This window comes from Cobetia crustatorum, from assembly GCF_000591415.1.
GTDB lineage: Bacteria > Pseudomonadota > Gammaproteobacteria > Pseudomonadales > Halomonadaceae > Cobetia > Cobetia crustatorum.
The window spans coordinates 151387-169127 of the sequence record NZ_JEMF01000016.1 but is presented as its reverse complement, the minus strand read 5'-3'; the positions used below and the strand labels follow the sequence as shown (position 1 = coordinate 169127).

16 protein-coding genes are annotated in these 17741 nt (G+C 57.4%); 5 read left to right on the top strand and 11 right to left on the bottom strand.

Annotation, left to right across the window (positions count from 1 at the left end):
- Positions 1–460: 460 nt before the first annotated feature.
- Complete coding sequence (locus BF12_RS0104140; protein WP_024951176.1) at positions 461–2044, top strand: helicase HerA-like domain-containing protein; 1584 nt, start codon at positions 461–463, stop codon at positions 2042–2044.
- Positions 2045–2270: 226 nt separating this feature from the next.
- Positions 2271–2393, top strand: coding sequence for a hypothetical protein (locus tag BF12_RS23085; RefSeq protein ID WP_282705480.1), 123 nt, complete (start codon positions 2271–2273; stop codon positions 2391–2393).
- A 2-nt stretch (positions 2394–2395) separates the two neighbouring features.
- Here BF12_RS23085 and BF12_RS21935 read toward each other — a convergent pair whose 3' ends face one another.
- Both BF12_RS21935 and ilvD read right to left on the bottom strand, forming a co-directional pair.
- Entirely contained in the window at positions 2396–2548 is a 153-nt protein-coding gene (locus BF12_RS21935; RefSeq protein ID WP_156941128.1) for a hypothetical protein, read from the bottom strand.
- Between the two features lie 32 nt (positions 2549–2580).
- Positions 2581–4425, bottom strand: coding sequence for a dihydroxy-acid dehydratase (gene ilvD / locus BF12_RS0104130; RefSeq protein ID WP_024951175.1), 1845 nt, complete (start codon positions 4423–4425; stop codon positions 2581–2583).
- 369 nt (positions 4426–4794) lie between these two features.
- Here ilvD and BF12_RS0104125 point away from each other — a divergent pair, with 369 nt between their 5' ends.
- Complete coding sequence (locus tag BF12_RS0104125) at positions 4795–5136, top strand: YegP family protein (RefSeq protein ID WP_024951174.1); 342 nt, start codon at positions 4795–4797, stop codon at positions 5134–5136.
- 184 nt (positions 5137–5320) lie between these two features.
- On the opposite strand, the gene lon is transcribed toward BF12_RS0104125, so the two are convergent.
- The 9 genes from lon to nrdR form a co-directional block, all read right to left on the bottom strand.
- Positions 5321–7777 (bottom strand): endopeptidase La, encoded by a 2457-nt coding sequence (lon, locus tag BF12_RS0104120; protein WP_024951173.1) that lies wholly within the window; start codon positions 7775–7777, stop codon positions 5321–5323.
- 209 nt (positions 7778–7986) lie between these two features.
- Positions 7987–9267, bottom strand: coding sequence for a DUF945 family protein (locus BF12_RS0104115; protein ID WP_024951172.1), 1281 nt, complete (start codon positions 9265–9267; stop codon positions 7987–7989).
- Between the two features lie 113 nt (positions 9268–9380).
- A complete protein-coding gene (locus tag BF12_RS0104110; protein WP_024951171.1) occupies positions 9381–9854 on the bottom strand; it encodes a phosphatidylglycerophosphatase A family protein in 474 nt (157 codons plus the stop codon).
- Complete coding sequence (thiL, locus tag BF12_RS0104105; protein ID WP_024951170.1) at positions 9851–10879, bottom strand: thiamine-phosphate kinase; 1029 nt, start codon at positions 10877–10879, stop codon at positions 9851–9853. Before thiL ends, BF12_RS0104110 begins: the two co-directional genes overlap by 4 nt.
- A 1-nt stretch (position 10880) precedes the next feature.
- Positions 10881–11396, bottom strand: coding sequence for a transcription antitermination factor NusB (nusB, locus tag BF12_RS0104100; protein ID WP_024951169.1), 516 nt, complete (start codon positions 11394–11396; stop codon positions 10881–10883).
- Positions 11393–11875, bottom strand: coding sequence for a 6,7-dimethyl-8-ribityllumazine synthase (ribH, locus tag BF12_RS0104095; RefSeq protein ID WP_024951168.1), 483 nt, complete (start codon positions 11873–11875; stop codon positions 11393–11395). The genes nusB and ribH overlap by 4 nt, the downstream gene beginning before the upstream one ends.
- 113 nt (positions 11876–11988) lie before the next feature.
- The gene (gene ribBA / locus BF12_RS0104090; protein WP_024951167.1) at positions 11989–13143 is read right to left on the bottom strand and encodes a bifunctional 3,4-dihydroxy-2-butanone-4-phosphate synthase/GTP cyclohydrolase II; all 1155 of its coding nucleotides are present in this window, start codon (positions 13141–13143) and stop codon (positions 11989–11991) included.
- 156 nt (positions 13144–13299) lie between these two features.
- On the bottom strand, positions 13300–14547 hold the full coding sequence (gene ribD / locus BF12_RS0104085) for a bifunctional diaminohydroxyphosphoribosylaminopyrimidine deaminase/5-amino-6-(5-phosphoribosylamino)uracil reductase RibD (RefSeq protein WP_024951166.1): 1248 nt from the start codon (positions 14545–14547) through the stop codon (positions 13300–13302).
- Between the two features lie 126 nt (positions 14548–14673).
- Positions 14674–15159: a transcriptional regulator NrdR gene (gene nrdR / locus BF12_RS0104080; RefSeq protein WP_024951165.1), complete on the bottom strand. Its 486-nt coding sequence runs from the start codon at positions 15157–15159 to the stop codon at positions 14674–14676.
- A gap of 300 nt (positions 15160–15459) precedes the next feature.
- On the opposite strand from nrdR, the gene BF12_RS0104075 reads away from it, so the two are divergent.
- Both BF12_RS0104075 and BF12_RS0104070 read left to right on the top strand, forming a co-directional pair.
- Positions 15460–15708 (top strand): GlsB/YeaQ/YmgE family stress response membrane protein, encoded by a 249-nt coding sequence (locus BF12_RS0104075; protein WP_024951164.1) that lies wholly within the window; start codon positions 15460–15462, stop codon positions 15706–15708.
- Between the two features lie 143 nt (positions 15709–15851).
- A complete protein-coding gene (locus tag BF12_RS0104070; RefSeq protein WP_024951163.1) occupies positions 15852–17717 on the top strand; it encodes a sugar phosphorylase in 1866 nt (621 codons plus the stop codon).
- Positions 17718–17741: the final 24 nt, after the last annotated feature.

Sequence of the window (17741 nt, the reverse complement as noted above, 5' to 3'; positions counted from 1 at the left end):
ATACATCGCCTGCACCTTTTCGTGATTCAGTAGCAGTTAAGATCAAAACGTAGTAGCGGAAAAAGCACTACCGAAGTTATATCTTCACCGTACATCGGTAGGCTTGGCAACACTCATTTCTGCTAACTCACCTCGATCTTCGCTGCGCTTGTGCTTAAAGATATGGAACCATCGACAGAGACTTTCAAGCGATCGCTTTGAAAATTCTTCATGGAACGCAAGAATACCTATACACAAATGACACAGAGCAGGCGCGTTTATCCAGCGCAAGCAATGGTGAATCACGCGGCGTTCCTTGCGTGCGAGCATCTGAATAACGGAGAAGTGATCGTCATCTAACGAAAATTCGCTTGCGTTATTTTACCCAAAAAAACATATTGTAACAATAAGATACTAACGCAAAGCGGCAGCAGGTCTTTCCCCCTGCAAGACTCAATACTCAAAATGGCAGGAGAGCAACATGAATGAGGTCCTTATCGGTGGTCTTGCAGGGCAAGGCCCGCAAGGTCACGTCACGCTTGCAGGCCGACTCGCCAATCGTCATGGCCTGGTCGCAGGCGCTACCGGCACTGGCAAGACAGTCACCCTGCAAGTGCTAGCCGAAGGATTCTCGCGCATGGGAGTGCCTGTTTTCACAGCGGATGTGAAAGGCGACCTTTCCGGAATTGCAGTCGCAGGTACACCACATCCTCGTGTCGATGAACGACTCGCGAGCCTTGGTATCAATGATTGGCAGCCACAGGCCTCTCCCGTCCGATTGTGGGATCTTTACGGCGAGAGTGGCCATGCCGTACGCGCCAGCGTGGCTTCCATGGGCCCGGATCTCATGTCGTCGCTACTAGAGCTCAACGAGACGCAAGGTGGATTGATGCATCTCGCATTTGATCATGCCGAACGCGAAGGACTCGAGCTGATCGACCTCAAGGATCTCATCAGCCTGCTCAAGCACATCGAGCGTGAGCGCGACAGCTTCGAGGAGCGCTATGGCCGCGTCAGCCCACAAAGTCTGGGGGCCATGCTGAGACGCGTGCATGTACTGGCCACTCAGGGCGGCGAGCGTTTCTTCGCCGAGCCCGCTCTCGATATCAATGACATGCTGGCGACCGTGGGAAAAGGTGAGCACACGCGCGGCTTCATCAATCTACTCGACGGACGTGAGCTTATGCAGAGCCCGCGCCTTTATACGACCTTCCTGTTGTGGTTCCTGTCGACGCTATTTCGCGTCCTACCGGAACGCGGCGATGCCGAGAAGCCAGTATTAGTATTCTTCTTCGATGAGGCGCATTTGCTCTTTGATGCAGCGCCCAAGGCGCTATTGGAGCGACTCGAACAGACGGTGCGTCTGATTCGCTCCAAGGGTGTCGGTGTCTACTTCGTGACCCAGTCACCGGCAGATATTCCCGATGATGTACTCGGCCAGCTGGGTAATCGCATCCAGCACGCACTGCGTGCCTTTACTCCACGTGATCAAAAAGCCGTCAAGACAGCGGCTGACACTTTCCGTCCGAACCCCGCACTCGACACCGCACAGGTGATTACCGAGCTGGGCGTCGGTGAAGCGTTAGTCTCAGTATTGGATAACAAGGGTGTACCGACGCAGGTAGAGCGCACGTTGATCGCGCCACCACGCGGACGGATAGGTCCATTGACCGACACCGAACGGACAGAGGTTTTAGCCAGTTCTTCGCTGACTGGACGCTATGACGAGCGGATCGACCGTGACTCTGCTCATGAGCGCCTCGAAGCACGCCTGACTTCACAGGCCGCAGCCATCAAGACAACGACCTCACCCATGCCTGAGGCAGCAGGCTCTTCTACCAGCGACGCAGCCCACACGGATGCATCGACCGCTGTGCCAGGTCCCGTTACATCGCATGCCCCGCCATCGTACCCAGACTCCTCACGTTCCAAATCATCAAGTTCTGGCGGGCGCAAACGCCAGGGAGCGCTAGAGACACTGATCAAATCGGTCATGCGCGCGCTAGGCTCTCAACTGGGGCGCTCATTGATTCGCAGCCTGATTCGCTCATTCACCAAGCGCTAACTCCTTCTACTTGATCTCAGGAAAAACACGAAAAAAAGCAGGACATCACCCATGAAAAAATAACCATGGGTGATGTCCTGCTTTCGCTATCTCTACACGCTGACATCAAGTCATCGTGCAATCCTCCCTCGCTGCTTCCTATAACACGCCATACTAATGCTTGCTGCTGATCAGCAGTGCACCATCACACTCACTGGTTTGCCAATACTCTTGGGGAGACTTGACGATGTGTATGAGCAATGAGGCGTTGGAACTCTGGGTGGACGATAACTGGTTCACCATCGAGTTGGCGCTGGAAGCACTCGACTCCGAAGAACAACCAGCTCTTGTGCTGGCTGAAGCCGCCTAAGCCTAGCCACTAGCGCTGAGATAGCTCGCTTCAGGCTGCTCGTAACCGACATACGGACTACAGCAGCCAGCATGCGAGTGACGGTAGGTAGCGTCTTCACGACTTCGCAGTAACAGCAACGGCCACCCCTGAGGGTGGCCGTTGTCAGTATGCATGCTGCTTGCTCTGCTGATTCAGCGTTCTCGAATCAGTCCAGCTTGCTCAGATCGCGCACTGCACCTTTATCGGCAGAGGTCGCCAGCAATGCATAGGCCTTGAGCGCCGCAGAGACACGACGGTTACGCTGGATACTTGGCTTCCAGGCATCCTTGCCACGCGCTTCCATCGCTTCGCGACGGGCATGCAGCTCTGCATCAGACAGTTGCACGTTGATGGTGCGATTCGGAATATCGATCAGGATGGTATCGCCATGCTCGACCAGACCGATGGCACCACCCGCCGCAGCTTCCGGAGACGCATGGCCGATGGAAAGACCCGAGGTACCGCCCGAGAAGCGACCGTCAGTCAGCAGCGCACAGGCCTTGCCCAGTCCCTTGGACTTGAGATAGGACGTCGGATAGAGCATTTCCTGCATGCCCGGGCCGCCCTTCGGACCTTCATAACGAATGATCACGACATCGCCTTCCTTGACCTTGTCGGCCAGGACGTCTTCCACCGCTTGATCCTGAGATTCACACACATAGGCGCTTCCCTCGAAGACTAGAATCGAGTCATCGACACCGGCGGTCTTCACCACACAACCATCCAGCGCGATGTTACCGTAAAGCACAGCCAAGCCGCCTTCGGTAGAGAAGCAGTGCGCATAGTCACGGATACAACCATTGGCACGATCACCATCCAGACTCGGCCAACGCGCACTCTGGGAGAAGGCCGTCTGGGTCGGAATACCACCAGGACCTGCCCGATAAAATTCGATCACCGCATCGGTAGGCGAGCGCATGATGTCCCACTCTTCGAGTGCAGCAGAGAGTGAATCGCCATAGACCGTCGGTACCGAGGTATCAATGACACCGGCACGATCCAGCTCACCGAGAATGCCCATGATGCCGCCGGCACGATGGACGTCCTCAATGTGGTACTTCTGCGTATTGGGCGCGACCTTGCACATCTGTGGCACTTTGTGTGACAGCTGATCGATATCAGACAGCGTGAAGTCGATCTCTGCCTCCTGCGCTGCTGCCAGCAGGTGCAGAATGGTGTTGGTGGAGCCACCCATCGCGATATCCAGCGTCATCGCGTTGGTGAAGGCGGCCCGCGAACCAATCGCGCGTGGCAACAGATGCGCTTCATTACCTTCGTAATAGCGACGCGCCAGCTCAACGATACGGTGGCCTGCATTCTCGAACAGGCGACGACGATCAGAGTGGGTCGCAAGCACAGTACCGTTACCCGGCAATGCCAGACCCAGCGCTTCCATCAGACAGTTCATGGAGTTGGCCGTGAACATGCCAGAACAGCTGCCGCAGGTCGGGCAGGCGCTGCGTTCGATCTCGGCGACGGTTTCATCATCGACACTGTCATCAGCCGCGATGACCATGGCATCGACCAGATCAAGACCGTGATCCAGAAGCTTGGTCTTGCCGGCCTCCATCGGACCACCTGAAACGAAGATGACCGGCACGTTAAGGCGCATGGCAGCCATCAACATTCCAGGCGTGATCTTGTCGCAGTTGGAGATACATACCAACGCATCGGCACAGTGAGCATTCACCATGTACTCGACGCTATCGGCGATCAGGTCACGCGATGGCAATGAATACAGCATGCCATCGTGACCCATCGCGATACCGTCATCGACTGCGATGGTATTGAATTCCTTGGCAACACCGCCGGCTTTCTCGATTTCACGCGCGACCAGCTGGCCCATGTCCTTGAGGTGGACGTGGCCCGGCACGAACTGCGTGAAGGAGTTGGCCACCGCGATGATCGGCTTCTGGAAGTCGTCATCCTTCATGCCGGTGGCGCGCCACAGGGCGCGAGCGCCGGCCATGTTGCGACCCGCGGTGGTAGTACGAGAGCGATACTCTGGCATGGTGTCCTCGTCAATGCTTGGCCGCTCTCCTGAAAAGGGAGGAACTGTCCCAACGGGAGCGGCTTCTGTTTTGGTCAGTCACTAGTGACTGGTGTCCAGTGGTGACTCGCGGCGCGAAGGCCAAGCGAGATCTACCTGATAGCAATTCTGTCACGCCACGCCCCTATTTGCCTACCAGAGAGCGCCATCAATGACACCTGAAATCTGCGTGGCTCATGACGCAACACAAGAATGATGGCCAGGATCGTTGAATCACTCGCTTGCAGCATCAAGTCGTGGCGATACGCTCTATACAGCGAATTCTTTCCTGCAGGCACATGCTTTCAGGCGCGGGGACGCCATATATTCCACAAGGAACAGGAGTCACACATGGCCGGAAAATTTGTCATCACGCGTGGCAAGGACAACAAGTTCTACTTTGCCCTCAAGGCCGGTAACGGCGAGCAGATTCTCCAGAGCCAGGGCTATGCCGACAAGCGTGGCTGCCTGAACGGGGTGGAATCTGTGCGCAAGAATGCCATTGAAGAGAAACGCTTCACGAAAGAAATCGCCAAGGACGGACGCTTCTACTTCACGCTGCTGGCAGCCAACAGTCAGCAAATTGGTCGCAGTCAGATGTATAAGTCAGAATCAGGTCGCGATAACGGCATCGCCAGCGTCGGCCGCAATGCCGCCGATGCCGCGATACTGGAACAGCTAGATCCGGTCTAAGCTGTCCAAGCAAACCCTGAAGCTTGAAGCACTTAAACATCTGAATCATCTGAGACCTCGCTCGGCGCATCTCATGCTCCCGCTGATGATGCCTGTCGCGCCCAGACACACAAACCCCGCCATTTGGCGGGGTTTGTGTGTCTGGGCAGTTACGTGACGTCAGAGAGACACTTCGCATATCCGATCAGTGACGCATTCCGGTGGAAGCACCAGTATCAAAGGCTACCCGAGCGACATCTGCATAGCGGGCGGCGAAGTGCACGGTCATGCCTTCCTTCAGATAGTCCGGCAGCTCGTCATAGTCGCGCTGATTGGCCTGCGGCAGAATCAGTTCAAAGATATCGCTACGTCGTGCAGCAATCACCTTCTCGCGTATTCCTCCGACTGGCAGCACCTGCCCCGTCAGCGTCAGTTCGCCTGTCATGGCCAGTCCCTTGCGCGGCGCTTGATGCTTCGCCAGTGACATCAAGGCAGTCGTCATGGTCACGCCTGCACTCGGGCCATCCTTCGGTGTGGCGCCTTCAGGGACATGCAGATGGATGAAGGATTCATTGAAGAAACCAGGCTCAGCATCGTATGCCGCCAGATTAGCCAGTGCATAAGAATAGGCGATATTGGCCGATTCCTGCATCACTTCGCCCAACTTGCCGGTCAGCTTGAGGCCTCGTGTCAAACCGTGCACTCGCGTCGCTTCAATAGGCAAGGTGGCACCGCCCATACTGGTCCAGGCGAGACCAGTGACCACCCCTTCGCCCGCCATTACCTTCTCTTTACGGAATATCGGAGCACCAAGAAATTCCTCAAGATTCTTGACCGACACCTTGACGGTATCCAGCTCCTCCTCAAGCAACTTGACGGCGGCCTTGCGCACGATGCGGTGCAACTGTTTCTCCAGCTGACGCACCCCCGCCTCACGGGCGTAGCCTTCAATCACCTGACGCAGCGCTGCGTCGGAAAGATTGATGCGTTTCTTGGGGATGTTGTCGCGGGTCAGCAGTTTCGGCCACAGGTGATGCTTGGCAATCGCCACCTTCTCTTCAGCGATATAACCCGAGAGGCGGATCTGTTCCATGCGATCCAGCAAAGGGCTGGGAATGCTATCTAGCGTATTGGCAGTACACACGAACAGCACCTTGGAGAGATCCAGGCGGACATCAAGATAATGATCGAGGAAGTCGACATTCTGCTCAGAATCAAGCACCTCAAGCAACGCCGAAGCTGGATCGCCCTGGAAGGACTGACCGAGCTTGTCGATCTCATCAAGCATGATCACGGGATTCTCGACCTTCACTTCCTTGAGTGCTTGAACCAGCTTGCCCGGCATGGCACCGACATAGGTGCGACGATGGCCTTTGATCTCGGACTCATCACGCATCCCCCCTACCGAGAAGCGATAGAACTCACGACCCAGTGCTTGAGCGATGGATCGGCCAATGGAGGTCTTGCCAACCCCGGGCGGGCCGACCAGCAGCAGAATAGAACCGCCAACGTCGCCCTTGAAGGTTCCTTCAGCAAGAAATTCAATAATCCGCGATTTAACATCTTCCAGGCCATCGTGATCACGGTTAAGCACCGTGCGCGCATGAGCCAGGTTCAACTGATCGGTCGAGGTAATGCCCCACGGCAATGAGGTCAACCAATCGAGATAGTTACGCGTCGTACCATATTCCGGTGAGCCGGTTTCCAGCACCGACAGTTTGTCGAGTTCATCGTCAATTCGCGACTGCACCCGCTCCGGCACCTTCAATTCCTCGAGGCGACCGCGGAAGGTATCCACATCGTTCTCGCGATCATCCTTGGAGATGCCCAATTCGCGTTGGATAACCTTGAGCTGCTCGCGCAGGAAGAACTCACGCTGATGCTTCTCCATCTGTGCGTTCACTTGCTGAGATATTTCGGTCTGTAATTGAGCGACCTCAATCTCCTTGCGCAGCAGTGGCAACACCTTCTGCATACGCTCCATCACCGGTAGGGATTCCAGTACCTCTTGTAGCTCCGCCCCTTTCGCGGAAGTGATGGCAGCAGCGAAGTCCGTCAGCGGACCCGGCTCATGTGGACTGAAGCGATTGAGATACTGCTTGAGCTCCTCACCGTAGAGCGGATTGATCGGCAACAATTCCTTGATGCCATTGATCATCGCCATCGCGTAAGCACGTGTCTCATCACTTTCGGTGTCCACCGCCTCACGCGGATAGGTCACTTCCACCAGATACGGCGGCTTGCGCGACAACCAGCGCGTGATACGGAAACGCCGCAATCCCTGGGCGATGAACTGTACCTGCTCCTGGCCGTCTTCAGGCTTGTGCACTCTGACTGCCGAGCCAATTTCGGGGAAGCTTTCGACCTCCAGCTCATCGACTTCAACATCGCCGACAAAGACGAGGCCCACGGCGTGATGCGGCGTGTTGCCGACCAATTGCATGGTCTCTGCCCAACGCTGCTTGTTGATGACCAGCGGCTGTACTTGAGCGGGAAAGAAGGGACGATTATGAATAGGCAGCAGATAGAGGCGCTCAGGTAACTGATCACCACTGGGCACCAGGCCGCCAGTCATCGGCTGGTCATGTTCCTCGGCCTGGCCATCATCTTCGAAGCCAGAGAGAATATCGTCGTGATCGGGAGTCTTTTCGTGACGTGACATGCAACCCTCTTGAAACCGGGCCTCGGCTGAGGCGATTAACGACTGCAATGCGGCCAACTGCATGCTTTATCAAGTCCATCCATAAATTGGGGATGCGGAAACGACGATGCCCGCCAAGAGGCGGGCATCGTCGTGATATCACACAGCATGCTTGCTGAAAGGTTCTGACGACAGCATTGCTGCAGCCTCAAGACCAACTCAGCAGAGACTCAATAGATAGGTGTGCCATTGACGCTCAGCTTGTCACCCTCAATGGTCAGCACAACATTCTTGTCAGTCGCTTCCGGCGAGAGACCTGCCATCAATGCAAGCATCGGCGGCACATTGCGGAATTCGAAACGCCCACTCATGCGGTTGAGGAATGCCTGCTGACCTTGTGTGGTCTGCAACTCAGCAACACTCAAATCAGTGGCGTCTGTTCCGTCCAGGATCAGCTGGCCATCACCACTCATGTCGACCCCAAATACCTGGCTCTTGGCTTCGAATGATTCAAGCGTCAAGCGCGGAGAGGTACTCAGCATGGTGAACAGCGGCGCTTCAACCTTCTCAAGCATGGCGACCTGCTCACTCTCACTCAGCTCTTCAAACGGCTTGCCAGCTTCTTCCAACAGTCCCTGCAGCTGGGTGATGAGGTCATAAACAGCCGCCCCCTGCAGACGGTCAATCGACAGTGCCAACTTGCCACTGGCCATTTGCTGATCACCTGCGCTCACGTCCTTGACAGCCAGCTTCATCAGATAACGCAGCTCCGTCGGATCAAGGCGCGTCTCACCGGCGTAGCTGATATCCGTCGCGACAACTGGCGGTTGACCCATACCATTGTCGATAGTCAGGGTATCGAGCGTAATGTTGTCATCCTGACGGAAATCATTATCCGCACCACGATAAAGCCCATTCAGGCTCAAGGTGCCGACACTGATCGTTTCCTTATCATTCATGATGTCAAAGGGTGTGATCTCGCCTTCCACCTTGATCTCAGGTGTGTCACTACCATCATGAGAAGCGGTCATTTCGCCGCCCTTGAAATCAAAGCGCGTGCCGCTCTCAGGATCCTGCCATTCAAAGGCCGGTAGTGTCAGGGTCGTGTCGCTGGCACCGCTGAAGTTATCGACACTGCCCTCAAAGGCGATCGCCTTGCCATCACCGACGACATCAGAGAGCACATCACGCGCCGGCTTACCCAGCAGCAGCTTGACGTTGCCCTTCATGCTGGTAGACAGCAGACCGTGACCGGCTTCATAAGGCAGTACCATGCGCACGGGGCCTTGCTCTGCGCCAGTCGCCAGCTCCATCTCAACGCGACCGGTAGAGTCGAACCAGCCGCTCTCAACGTCGGTACGGCTCGCCTTGATATCAGAACTCTTGTCGAGCTCCGCCACCATGCGCGCCATTTCTTCGTCAAAACGCTGACTGGAGTAAGCCACACCACCAACATAACCAGCAGCACCGATCGCGACGACTACTGCCGCAGTTACAAGTCCCTTGCCCATCATTGTTATCCCTTGTGTATCGTTATTTAAGCATTGCACCGTCTACGCAGTGCGTCATATGTCGCGTAATGAAGCCATCAACGCCGATGAATCTGTCGGCAAAACCAGAGTCATCAGTGAAACCACAGCCAGAGGTGCATCGTCGACCAGGCAAAGATGCCCGCGAAGACATCATCCAGCATGATGCCGAATCCGCCGGCGACACGTCGGTCAGCCCAACGTATCGGCCACGGTTTCAAGATATCGAAGACTCGGAAAACGACAAAGCCCCACAAGGCAGCCTGCCATGAGAACGGTACGGCCACCATCGTAATCCAGTAACCGACAAACTCATCCCAGACGATACCCGAGTGATCGTGGACACCGAGATCCTTGGAAGTACGATCACAGATCCAGATACCGACAATGGACGCCACCAGCACTATTGCAAGATAGGGCCATAGACTGAGGCTGGCCATCATCCAGTAAAAGGGAATCGCAGCGAGTGTCCCGAAGGTACCCGGCGCAAAGGGTGCAGTACCGCTGCCTAACCCGAAGGCTAGAAAGTGGACGGGCCGCCGCCATACACTGGCAGGTGCACGATTCATGAAGACACCTCCGCAGTCGTGTTCGCCGGAAAATGCTGCCAGCTTTGTCCTGTCGCTATCTGCTCGACACCAGCCTTCAGCAACGACACACGATGAACCTCTTCCTGTGTCGTGTGCATACGGCCAATAACCGTCAAGGACAGATGACTGGCACGCAATACTGCTCTGGCAGCGTCAAGATTGGCCTCAGGAAGCGTCAGCAACAACTCATAGTCATCGCCACCATTGAGCACCGCCTGCTGCGCACCTTGCTCACCCAGTGCAGCGATCAACTCAGGCGCCAGCGGCAGCTGATTCAACTCGATAGCCGCCGACAACTGACTCGCACGACAGATATGTGACAGATCCCCCATCACGCCGTCGGAGACATCCAATGCGGCGCTCGCCAACTCACGTAGCGCCATTCCGGCATCGATACGCGGTTCAGGACGCAGGTAGGCGGCAAGGCAAGGATCAAGTACGTCACGCTGACCGGATTGCCATGCCTTCAGTCCCGCATGTGCCAGCCCCGGCTGTCCCGTGATGACGACAAGATCGTCCTCACTTGCGCCATCGCGACGTAGAATCGGCTGCGACACGCGATCAATGGTACTGGCAGCATTCAGCACTAAAGGCAGCTCTCCATGCACAGTAATCGTGATCGAAAGCGGCCCTCGCGTGACATCGCCACCCACCAGCGCAATGCCGTGTCGATCCGCCAGCGCGTGGAAACCGGCTGCAAATCCATGCAGCCAATCTTCATCGACGTCTGGCAGTGTCAGCGCCAACAGCGCCCAACGCGGCGTGGCGCCCATGGCGGCGAGATCAGACAGATTGACCGCCAATGCCCGATGACCGATGGCAGACGCCGGTGCATCTGGCGGAAAGTGCACACCCGCCACTGAGGTATCGACACTGACTGCCAGCTGCATGCCATCGCTGGGCGCGAGCAGTGCACAGTCGTCACCCGGCCCCAACAATACACCCGGCGCTGCGGACAGATCGCGATGGAAGTAGCGGGCAATCAGCTCGAATTCACCCGGCATGTCAGCGCAGGCGAGCCTGGGTAACCTCGGCACTGCGCAGCCTGACTGCCAGCTTGTCGAGGATACCGTTGACGTATTTGTGCCCATCGGTGGCACCAAACGTCTTGGCCAGTTCGACCCCTTCATTGATCGCCACGCGATACGGCACATCCATGCGCTTGGACAGCTCATAGGCACCAATGCGCAGAATGGCGAGCTCGATCTCGTCGAGATCCTGCAGGCGGCGATCAAGTAGCGGACTGATGCTGGCATCCAGTTCTTTCTGGAAGCGCGGCACGTTGTGCAGCAGCTCGTGGAAGAGTGCCTGGTCGGCGATTCGCATCACCTCGACCCAGTTCTCATGCAGCTCAACGTCGTCATCGATCTGCTGGCTACGGAACTCAGCCTCGATGGTCGTCATGTTCTTGCCAGTCATCTGCCACTGGTAGATGCCCTGCACTGCCAGCTCACGCGCGGCACGGCGTGCCTGTTGCTGCTTGGACGGCGCGCGCTCGTTCCGCTCTTTACGTTCGCTCACGCGTCACCTCCCAGAGCCTTGAGCAGCGAGACCATTTCCATCGCGGCCATGGCAGCTTCAGTACCCTTGTTGCCGGCTTTAGTGCCTGCACGTTCAATGGCCTGCTCGATGGAGTTGACCGTCAGTACGCCATTGGCAACCGGTGTATTGAATTCGAGCTGCAAACGCGACATGGCGGAATTGCATTCACCGGCCACATACTCAAAATGCGGCGTACCGCCACGAATCACGGCGCCCAGCGCAATGACAGCATGCGGCTTGACCTTGGCCAGCACCGCCTTGACGGCCAGCGGAATTTCCCAGGCACCCGGCACATGAATCAGATCAATGTTTTCCTCATCGACGCCGTGGCGCACCAGAGAATCGACCGCGCCTTCCACCAGGCTGTCGACAACATGGTGGTTGAAACGCCCGACGACGATGACGTAACGGCCATCGACATTGGTGAAAGTGCCTTCGAGTTGAGCAATCGGTTGCATGGTCAGTCCACAAAGCTAGCGCCCCGGAGGACCGGGGCGGGGATATCATTCATACCGGGAGTGACGGCCGGAACAAGGCTACCACCCCCGCCATTTGGGGGTCACCGGAGCGCTTACGCGCCCTCGGTCTCAACACCTGCATCAGTCGCCGCATCATCACTGCCGACCAGCTCGACCACTTCAAGGCCAAAGCCGGACAAGGCAGAGAACTTCCACGGTGAGCTGAGCAGACGCATCCGGCCCACACCAAGATCCCGAAGGATCTGAGCGCCAGTACCGGTCGTCAGATAGTTGCCCGCACCATCGGATTCGTTGGTGCGCGGCGCACGGCATCTTCCGAGGAAGACGTCGAGACGATCCTTGTAATCCATCTGGTCGCTGCCGGTATCCAGCAGGACCAGCACGCCAGCATCAGCGGCGGCGACTTCACTCAACGCATCATTGAGCGCCCAGCTACTGCTGCCCGGCTGACGCAGTGTCAGCAGGTCACGCATCGGGTCCTGCACATGAACGCGCACGGTGGTCAGTGCATCAGCGGTCGGCGTACCCTTGACCAGTGCCAGGTGGTGACGGCCCTGAATGCGATCACTGAAACAATGCAGTGTCAGCGGACCAAAGGCCGTCTCGACCTCCTCGCTATCCTGCACTTCCACGGTCTGCTCGTTATGGATGCGGTACTCGATCAGATCGGCGATCGTGCCGACCTTGATGTCGTGCTGCACGGCGAACAGTTCGAGTTCTTCACGACGTGCCATGCTGCCGTCATCGTTCATGACCTCGCAGATAACGCCCGTCGGCCCAAAACCCGCCATCTCAGCCAGATCACACGCAGCTTCAGTGTGGCCTGCGCGACGCAGAACGCCACCCGGCTCTGCCATCAACGGGAAGATATGTCCCGGCTGCACGATATCCGCGGGACGCGCGTTACGTGCGGCAGCAGCCTGTACGGTGCGAGCGCGATCAGCGGCCGAAATACCCGTGGTCACGCCCTCAGTGGCCTCGATGGACAGCGTGAACTTGGTGCCAAAACCAGACCCGTTGGCCTGCACCATCAGCGGCAGCTTGAGCTGCTCGCAGTGTTCACGCGACATCGGCATGCAAATCAGACCACGTGCATGGCGAGCCATGAAGTTGATGTGCTCAGCAGTCACGGCCTCGGCGGCGACAATGATGTCACCTTCGTTCTCACGATCCTCATCATCCATGAGGATGACCATCTTGCCGTGCCGGATATCCTCGACGAGTGCTGCGATGCCTGATAGCGCCATGCTTGCTCCACTTTACGGGCCGCGCCGGCCCTTGGAAGGCCCACGCGTGTTATCAAAAAGTCGGGCGTCAGGGTACCCCGCCACCCCGTTTTGCGCCAGCACCCCGCGACGCCACTGTCGCCAGACAGCGGCAAGTGCATGCGTAGGCTGACAAAATCACTCGTTTATCATGTCACCAATCTTCAACTGATCAGCGCTCTGTTCTCGCATGGAGTCCAATGTTTCGTCAGCCATCTCAGCGGATGACGAGGCAACAGGAATCGCCGTGATACGCCAGTCGCGACCTATCGCACGAATCTCACGAATCTCAAGGCGACGCTGGTTAGCCATGTTGTCCAAGCCGGGCAACGCCAATAGCGGACGGGCATCACCGCCCAACAGGGTCGGCGCCATGAACAGCTGCATCTCATCGATCAGCCCTGCACTCAGCATGGCACCGGCCAGCACTGCACCGGTTTCCAGTAGCACTTCATTGGCTTGCTCATGTTCTGCCAGATATGCCATCAGTGCGGGAAGATCCACGCGTCCATCCTGCCCGGCGGGCAGCGCCAGTACTTCGGCACCCGCAGCTTCCAACAGTGTACGCCGCTCCTGAAGCGCCGGAGTCTCATCTGCGACACAGACCAGCAGCGTCCTGCCCGTCTGTTCAAGAATGCGCGCCGCCAGCGGCAGGCGCAGACGCGAATCCACCACCACACGCAGCGGCTGATGAGCGACCAGTGCCTCGATGCCCAGCGGATGATCCTCAAGACTGAGCTGATCAGCACGCACGCTGAGACGCGAATCATCGAAGATGACTGACTCAATGCCACTCATGACGACACTGGAGCGAGCGCGAAGTCGCTGGACGGCACTACGCGCTTCAGGGCCGGTAATCCATTGGGATTCGCCAGAGGCCATCGCGGTGCGTCCATCCAAGCTCATGGCCTGTTTGAGACGCACGAAAGGACGACCTCGCTCCATGCGTGATAGGAAACCGGGATTGAGCGCGCGCGCTTCTGTCTCCAGCACGCCAACCGTCACAGCGATACCGCCACCTTCAAGCAGCGCAATGCCTCGCCCCGCCACCTGCGGATTCGGGTCGCGCATGGCGATCACGACGCGTGAAACGCCTGCTGCGATCAAGGCCTTGGCACAGGGGCCAGTGCGTCCTGTGTGCGAACAGGGTTCCAGCGTGACATAGGCCACTGATCCCAACGCTCGCTCACCGGCCGCCGCCAGTGCATTGACTTCAGCATGCCCTTCCCCGGCGCGCGCATGAAAGCCGGTCGCGATGACGCTATCCGTATCTGAATCCACCAGCACGCAACCGACGCGCGGATTCGGGTGAGTCGTGTAGCTACCTAACCGCGCAAGACGTAAAGCGTGCGACATATGGGCGATATCGCGGGATTCGATAGACATGCAAATCCTTGGAGACATGAACGAGGTCAGTAAAGGCCACCGGTGCGGCCGTACTAGTGAATGTCGCCCTTCAAAACTGGCTCTCAAGACCGACCTTAAAACTGAATATTCAGCCGCGATTCAGCATCAGGACTGATCCTCTTCGCCAGGCAAAAAGCTTGGCTCCTGAGCAAGACGATCAATCTCGGCGCGAAACTCATCGAGATCCTGAAAACGGCGATAGACGGAGGCAAAGCGGATATAAGCCACTTGATCAAGGCGCTTGAGCTGCTGCATGACCTCATCACCGATACGGCGTGCTTCTATCTCACGCTCGCCAGTCGCGCGCAGGCGCTGGCGAATACGCTCGACGGCTGCCTCGATAAGCTCCGACGACACCGGACGCTTTTCAAGAGCCCGCAACATGCCGGCGCGCAATTTGTGCTCATCAAAGCTCTCCCGTGAACCATCGCCCTTCACCACCCGAGGCATGACCAACTCGGCCGTCTCATAGGTCGTGAAGCGCTCACCACAGGTTGCACACTGCCGACGCCTACGCACCTGATCACCCTCGACCACCAGACGTGAATCCGTGACCTTGGTTTCATGAGTTCCGCAGAAGGGACAGTGCATTGTAAGGGGCCTGCTTGGGTGCGAGGCGGCTGCGTCCTGTGCCGTGAAGCAAAAGGCAATGGACAAAAGGCAGCGATGCCGAGAGAACATGGAATGACCACTATTGTAACCGCTAAGGCGCTTGCACGGGAGCCTATGTCAGTGAGATCACTTCTAAGCTAGCCTTGGGGAGTGAACTTGAAATTCGCGCGCTTCACCCTGAGCCTGAAGACAGGCGGCAAAGTCTCACAAAGACAGCCGCCCACAATGTGAATGACCTTCACACTTACGATACTTACGAATGACGCAAGGAGACGCGACATGGGAATCATTGCCTGGATCATCTTTGGACTTATCGCCGGCATCATCGCCAAGGTCATCATGCCCGGCAAAGACCCCGGCGGCATCATCGTCACCAGCATCATCGGTATTCTGGGTGCTGTCATCGGTGGCTGGGTGGGCACAATGATGGGCTTTGGACAGGTGACTGGATTCAACCTGGCCAGCTTCATCATCGCCGTGGTAGGCGCAGTCATTCTGTTGATTCTGTATCGGGTTATTCGCAAGTAGTTGCTGACAGCCTGATGGCTGCTCCTCCTGTTCTGCTTGCCCTGTAAAAGCCTTCTCATGAAACAACGGCCAGTCGGCACATGCAGGCTGGCCGTTGTCTTGCATGGTCAAGTGACCTGCCCTGATGCTTTCGAGGATTGCTTATGCCCGATGCGCCGCCTGCGACTCATACTCCTGTCACCCACTCGACTGCGCTGCATTCTCTCTGCCAGCCACTATCACACGATGCCTTTCTTGACCATGCGCGCCAACTGCTCACTCGGCTGTATCCCGAGCGCTACGAGGAGGTGCTTCGGCGAATGGAGACACTGCTTGATTTCCATCGCCCGCGGCTCGCCCCTCGAATTCCTGCCGGAGAAGTACTCTGGAGCGAGCGCGATCAGTGGCTGATTACCTACGGCGACAGCCTGCAGCAACCTGATGAAGCGCCACTGGCCACCCTCAACGACTTTCTCGCCAGCCATTTGGGCGAATGCTTGTCCGGCGCTCACGTACTGCCCTTCTTCCCGTGGAGCAGTGACGATGGCTTCAGCGTGGTGCACTACCGCGAGGTCAATCCAGCGCTGGGAGATTGGCAGGACATCCGCCGCCTGAGTGAGCAGCGTGATCTGATGGCTGACCTCGTCATCAACCACTGTTCTCGTGAATCATTGTGGTTTGCCGATTATCTGGCCGGTGTACAGCCTGGTCGTGACTATTTCATCGAGATGGACCCCGAGACCGATATCTCGGCAGTCGTGCGCCCACGCCCTTCTGCGCTGCTTACACCGGTGCATACTCGGCGCGGCCTGCGCCATCTGTGGGCGACCTTCTCGGATGACCAGATCGATCTCAACTTTGGCAATCCGGATGTGCTGCTGGAATTCATCGGCATCCTGCTTTACTACCTTGAGCAGGGCGCGCGCATGATCCGACTTGATGCGGTGGCTTTCCTATGGAAGCGCCTCGGCACCTCGTGCATTCATCTGGAAGAGACTCACGCCGTGGTGCGTCTGCTACGCGCCATCGTCGATCACCTCGCGCCTGGTAGCCTGTTGATCACCGAGACCAACGTGCCGCACACCGAAAACATGTCCTACTTCGGTCTGGACCGCCTTGTAGAGGCAGAACAAGAGGGTGGCAAGTCTGTTGCACAGGCGGATGAAGCCCACCTGATCTACCAGTTCACGTTACCGCCACTGACGCTGCACACCCTCACCTCGGGTGATGCCAGCGCTCTGACCGCCTGGGCCAACAGCCTGCCGACACTGCCAGCAGGCTGCAGCTACTTCAACTTCACTGCCAGCCATGACGGTATCGGAGTTCGTGCCTTGGAAGGACTATTGCCAGACCACGAACGCGACACGCTGGTGCGACTGGTGCATGACTTCGGCGGCTACGTCAGCATGCGTGCCAACCCGGGCCACCCCGACACACCCTACGAGCTCAACATCAGCTACTTCGATGCTCTCAAGGGCACGCGTCGTGGACGCGATCCGTGGCAGATCGAACGCTTCATCGCCAGCCAGACACTGATGCTGAGCCTGCAAGGTATCCCGGGGCTCTATATCCACTCATTGACGGCGACCCCCAATCACCAGGAAGGCGTCGAGCGCGACGGTCATCTGCGCGCCATCAACCGCCGCAAGTGGCATCGTGATGAGCTGGAGGCACTCCTTGCCAGCCCCAATACTGCAACGCACGAAGTCTTCCATGCCTTGAAGCGCCGCATGGAACTGCGCCGTGAAGAACCCTGCTTCCACCCGGATGCCCAGCAACACGTCTTCGACATGGGGCCAGACTTTTTTGTCTTCGAACGCGTCAACCATGAAGGCCGTCGTTTGCTGTTCGCCCTCAATGTGACCGATCAACCGCGCGTGTTGCCAGTGCCGGAGCATTGGCAGAACATCCCGCTGACCGACCACCTCTGCCATGACAAGGCCTTTGACCCCGACATGGCACGACGTCCCTATCAGGCTGCCTGGTTGATGGAGCAAACCGTGCGTGCACCCGCCATTGAAGTCGTCTGACACTCACTAACAGACTCCTGACAT

Bases quoted from the DNA above. Each gene is read 5' to 3' on its own strand.
- BF12_RS0104140 (WP_024951176.1), top strand. From the start codon at position 461: ATGAATGAGGTCCTTATCGGTGGTCTTGCAGGGCAAGGCCCGCAAGGT.
- BF12_RS23085 (WP_282705480.1), top strand. From the start codon at position 2,271: ATGTGTATGAGCAATGAGGCGTTGGAACTCTGGGTGGACGATAACTGG.
- BF12_RS21935 (WP_156941128.1), bottom strand. From the start codon at position 2,548: ATGCATACTGACAACGGCCACCCTCAGGGGTGGCCGTTGCTGTTACTG.
- ilvD (WP_024951175.1), bottom strand. From the start codon at position 4,425: ATGCCAGAGTATCGCTCTCGTACTACCACCGCGGGTCGCAACATGGCC.
- BF12_RS0104125 (WP_024951174.1), top strand. From the start codon at position 4,795: ATGGCCGGAAAATTTGTCATCACGCGTGGCAAGGACAACAAGTTCTAC.
- lon (WP_024951173.1), bottom strand. From the start codon at position 7,777: ATGTCACGTCACGAAAAGACTCCCGATCACGACGATATTCTCTCTGGC.
- BF12_RS0104115 (WP_024951172.1), bottom strand. From the start codon at position 9,267: ATGGGCAAGGGACTTGTAACTGCGGCAGTAGTCGTCGCGATCGGTGCT.
- BF12_RS0104110 (WP_024951171.1), bottom strand. From the start codon at position 9,854: ATGAATCGTGCACCTGCCAGTGTATGGCGGCGGCCCGTCCACTTTCTA.
- thiL (WP_024951170.1), bottom strand. From the start codon at position 10,879: ATGCCGGGTGAATTCGAGCTGATTGCCCGCTACTTCCATCGCGATCTG.
- ribH (WP_024951168.1), bottom strand. From the start codon at position 11,875: ATGCAACCGATTGCTCAACTCGAAGGCACTTTCACCAATGTCGATGGC.
- ribBA (WP_024951167.1), bottom strand. From the start codon at position 13,143: ATGGCGCTATCAGGCATCGCAGCACTCGTCGAGGATATCCGGCACGGC.
- ribD (WP_024951166.1), bottom strand. From the start codon at position 14,547: ATGTCTATCGAATCCCGCGATATCGCCCATATGTCGCACGCTTTACGT.
- nrdR (WP_024951165.1), bottom strand. From the start codon at position 15,159: ATGCACTGTCCCTTCTGCGGAACTCATGAAACCAAGGTCACGGATTCA.
- BF12_RS0104075 (WP_024951164.1), top strand. From the start codon at position 15,460: ATGGGAATCATTGCCTGGATCATCTTTGGACTTATCGCCGGCATCATC.
- BF12_RS0104070 (WP_024951163.1), top strand. From the start codon at position 15,852: ATGCCCGATGCGCCGCCTGCGACTCATACTCCTGTCACCCACTCGACT.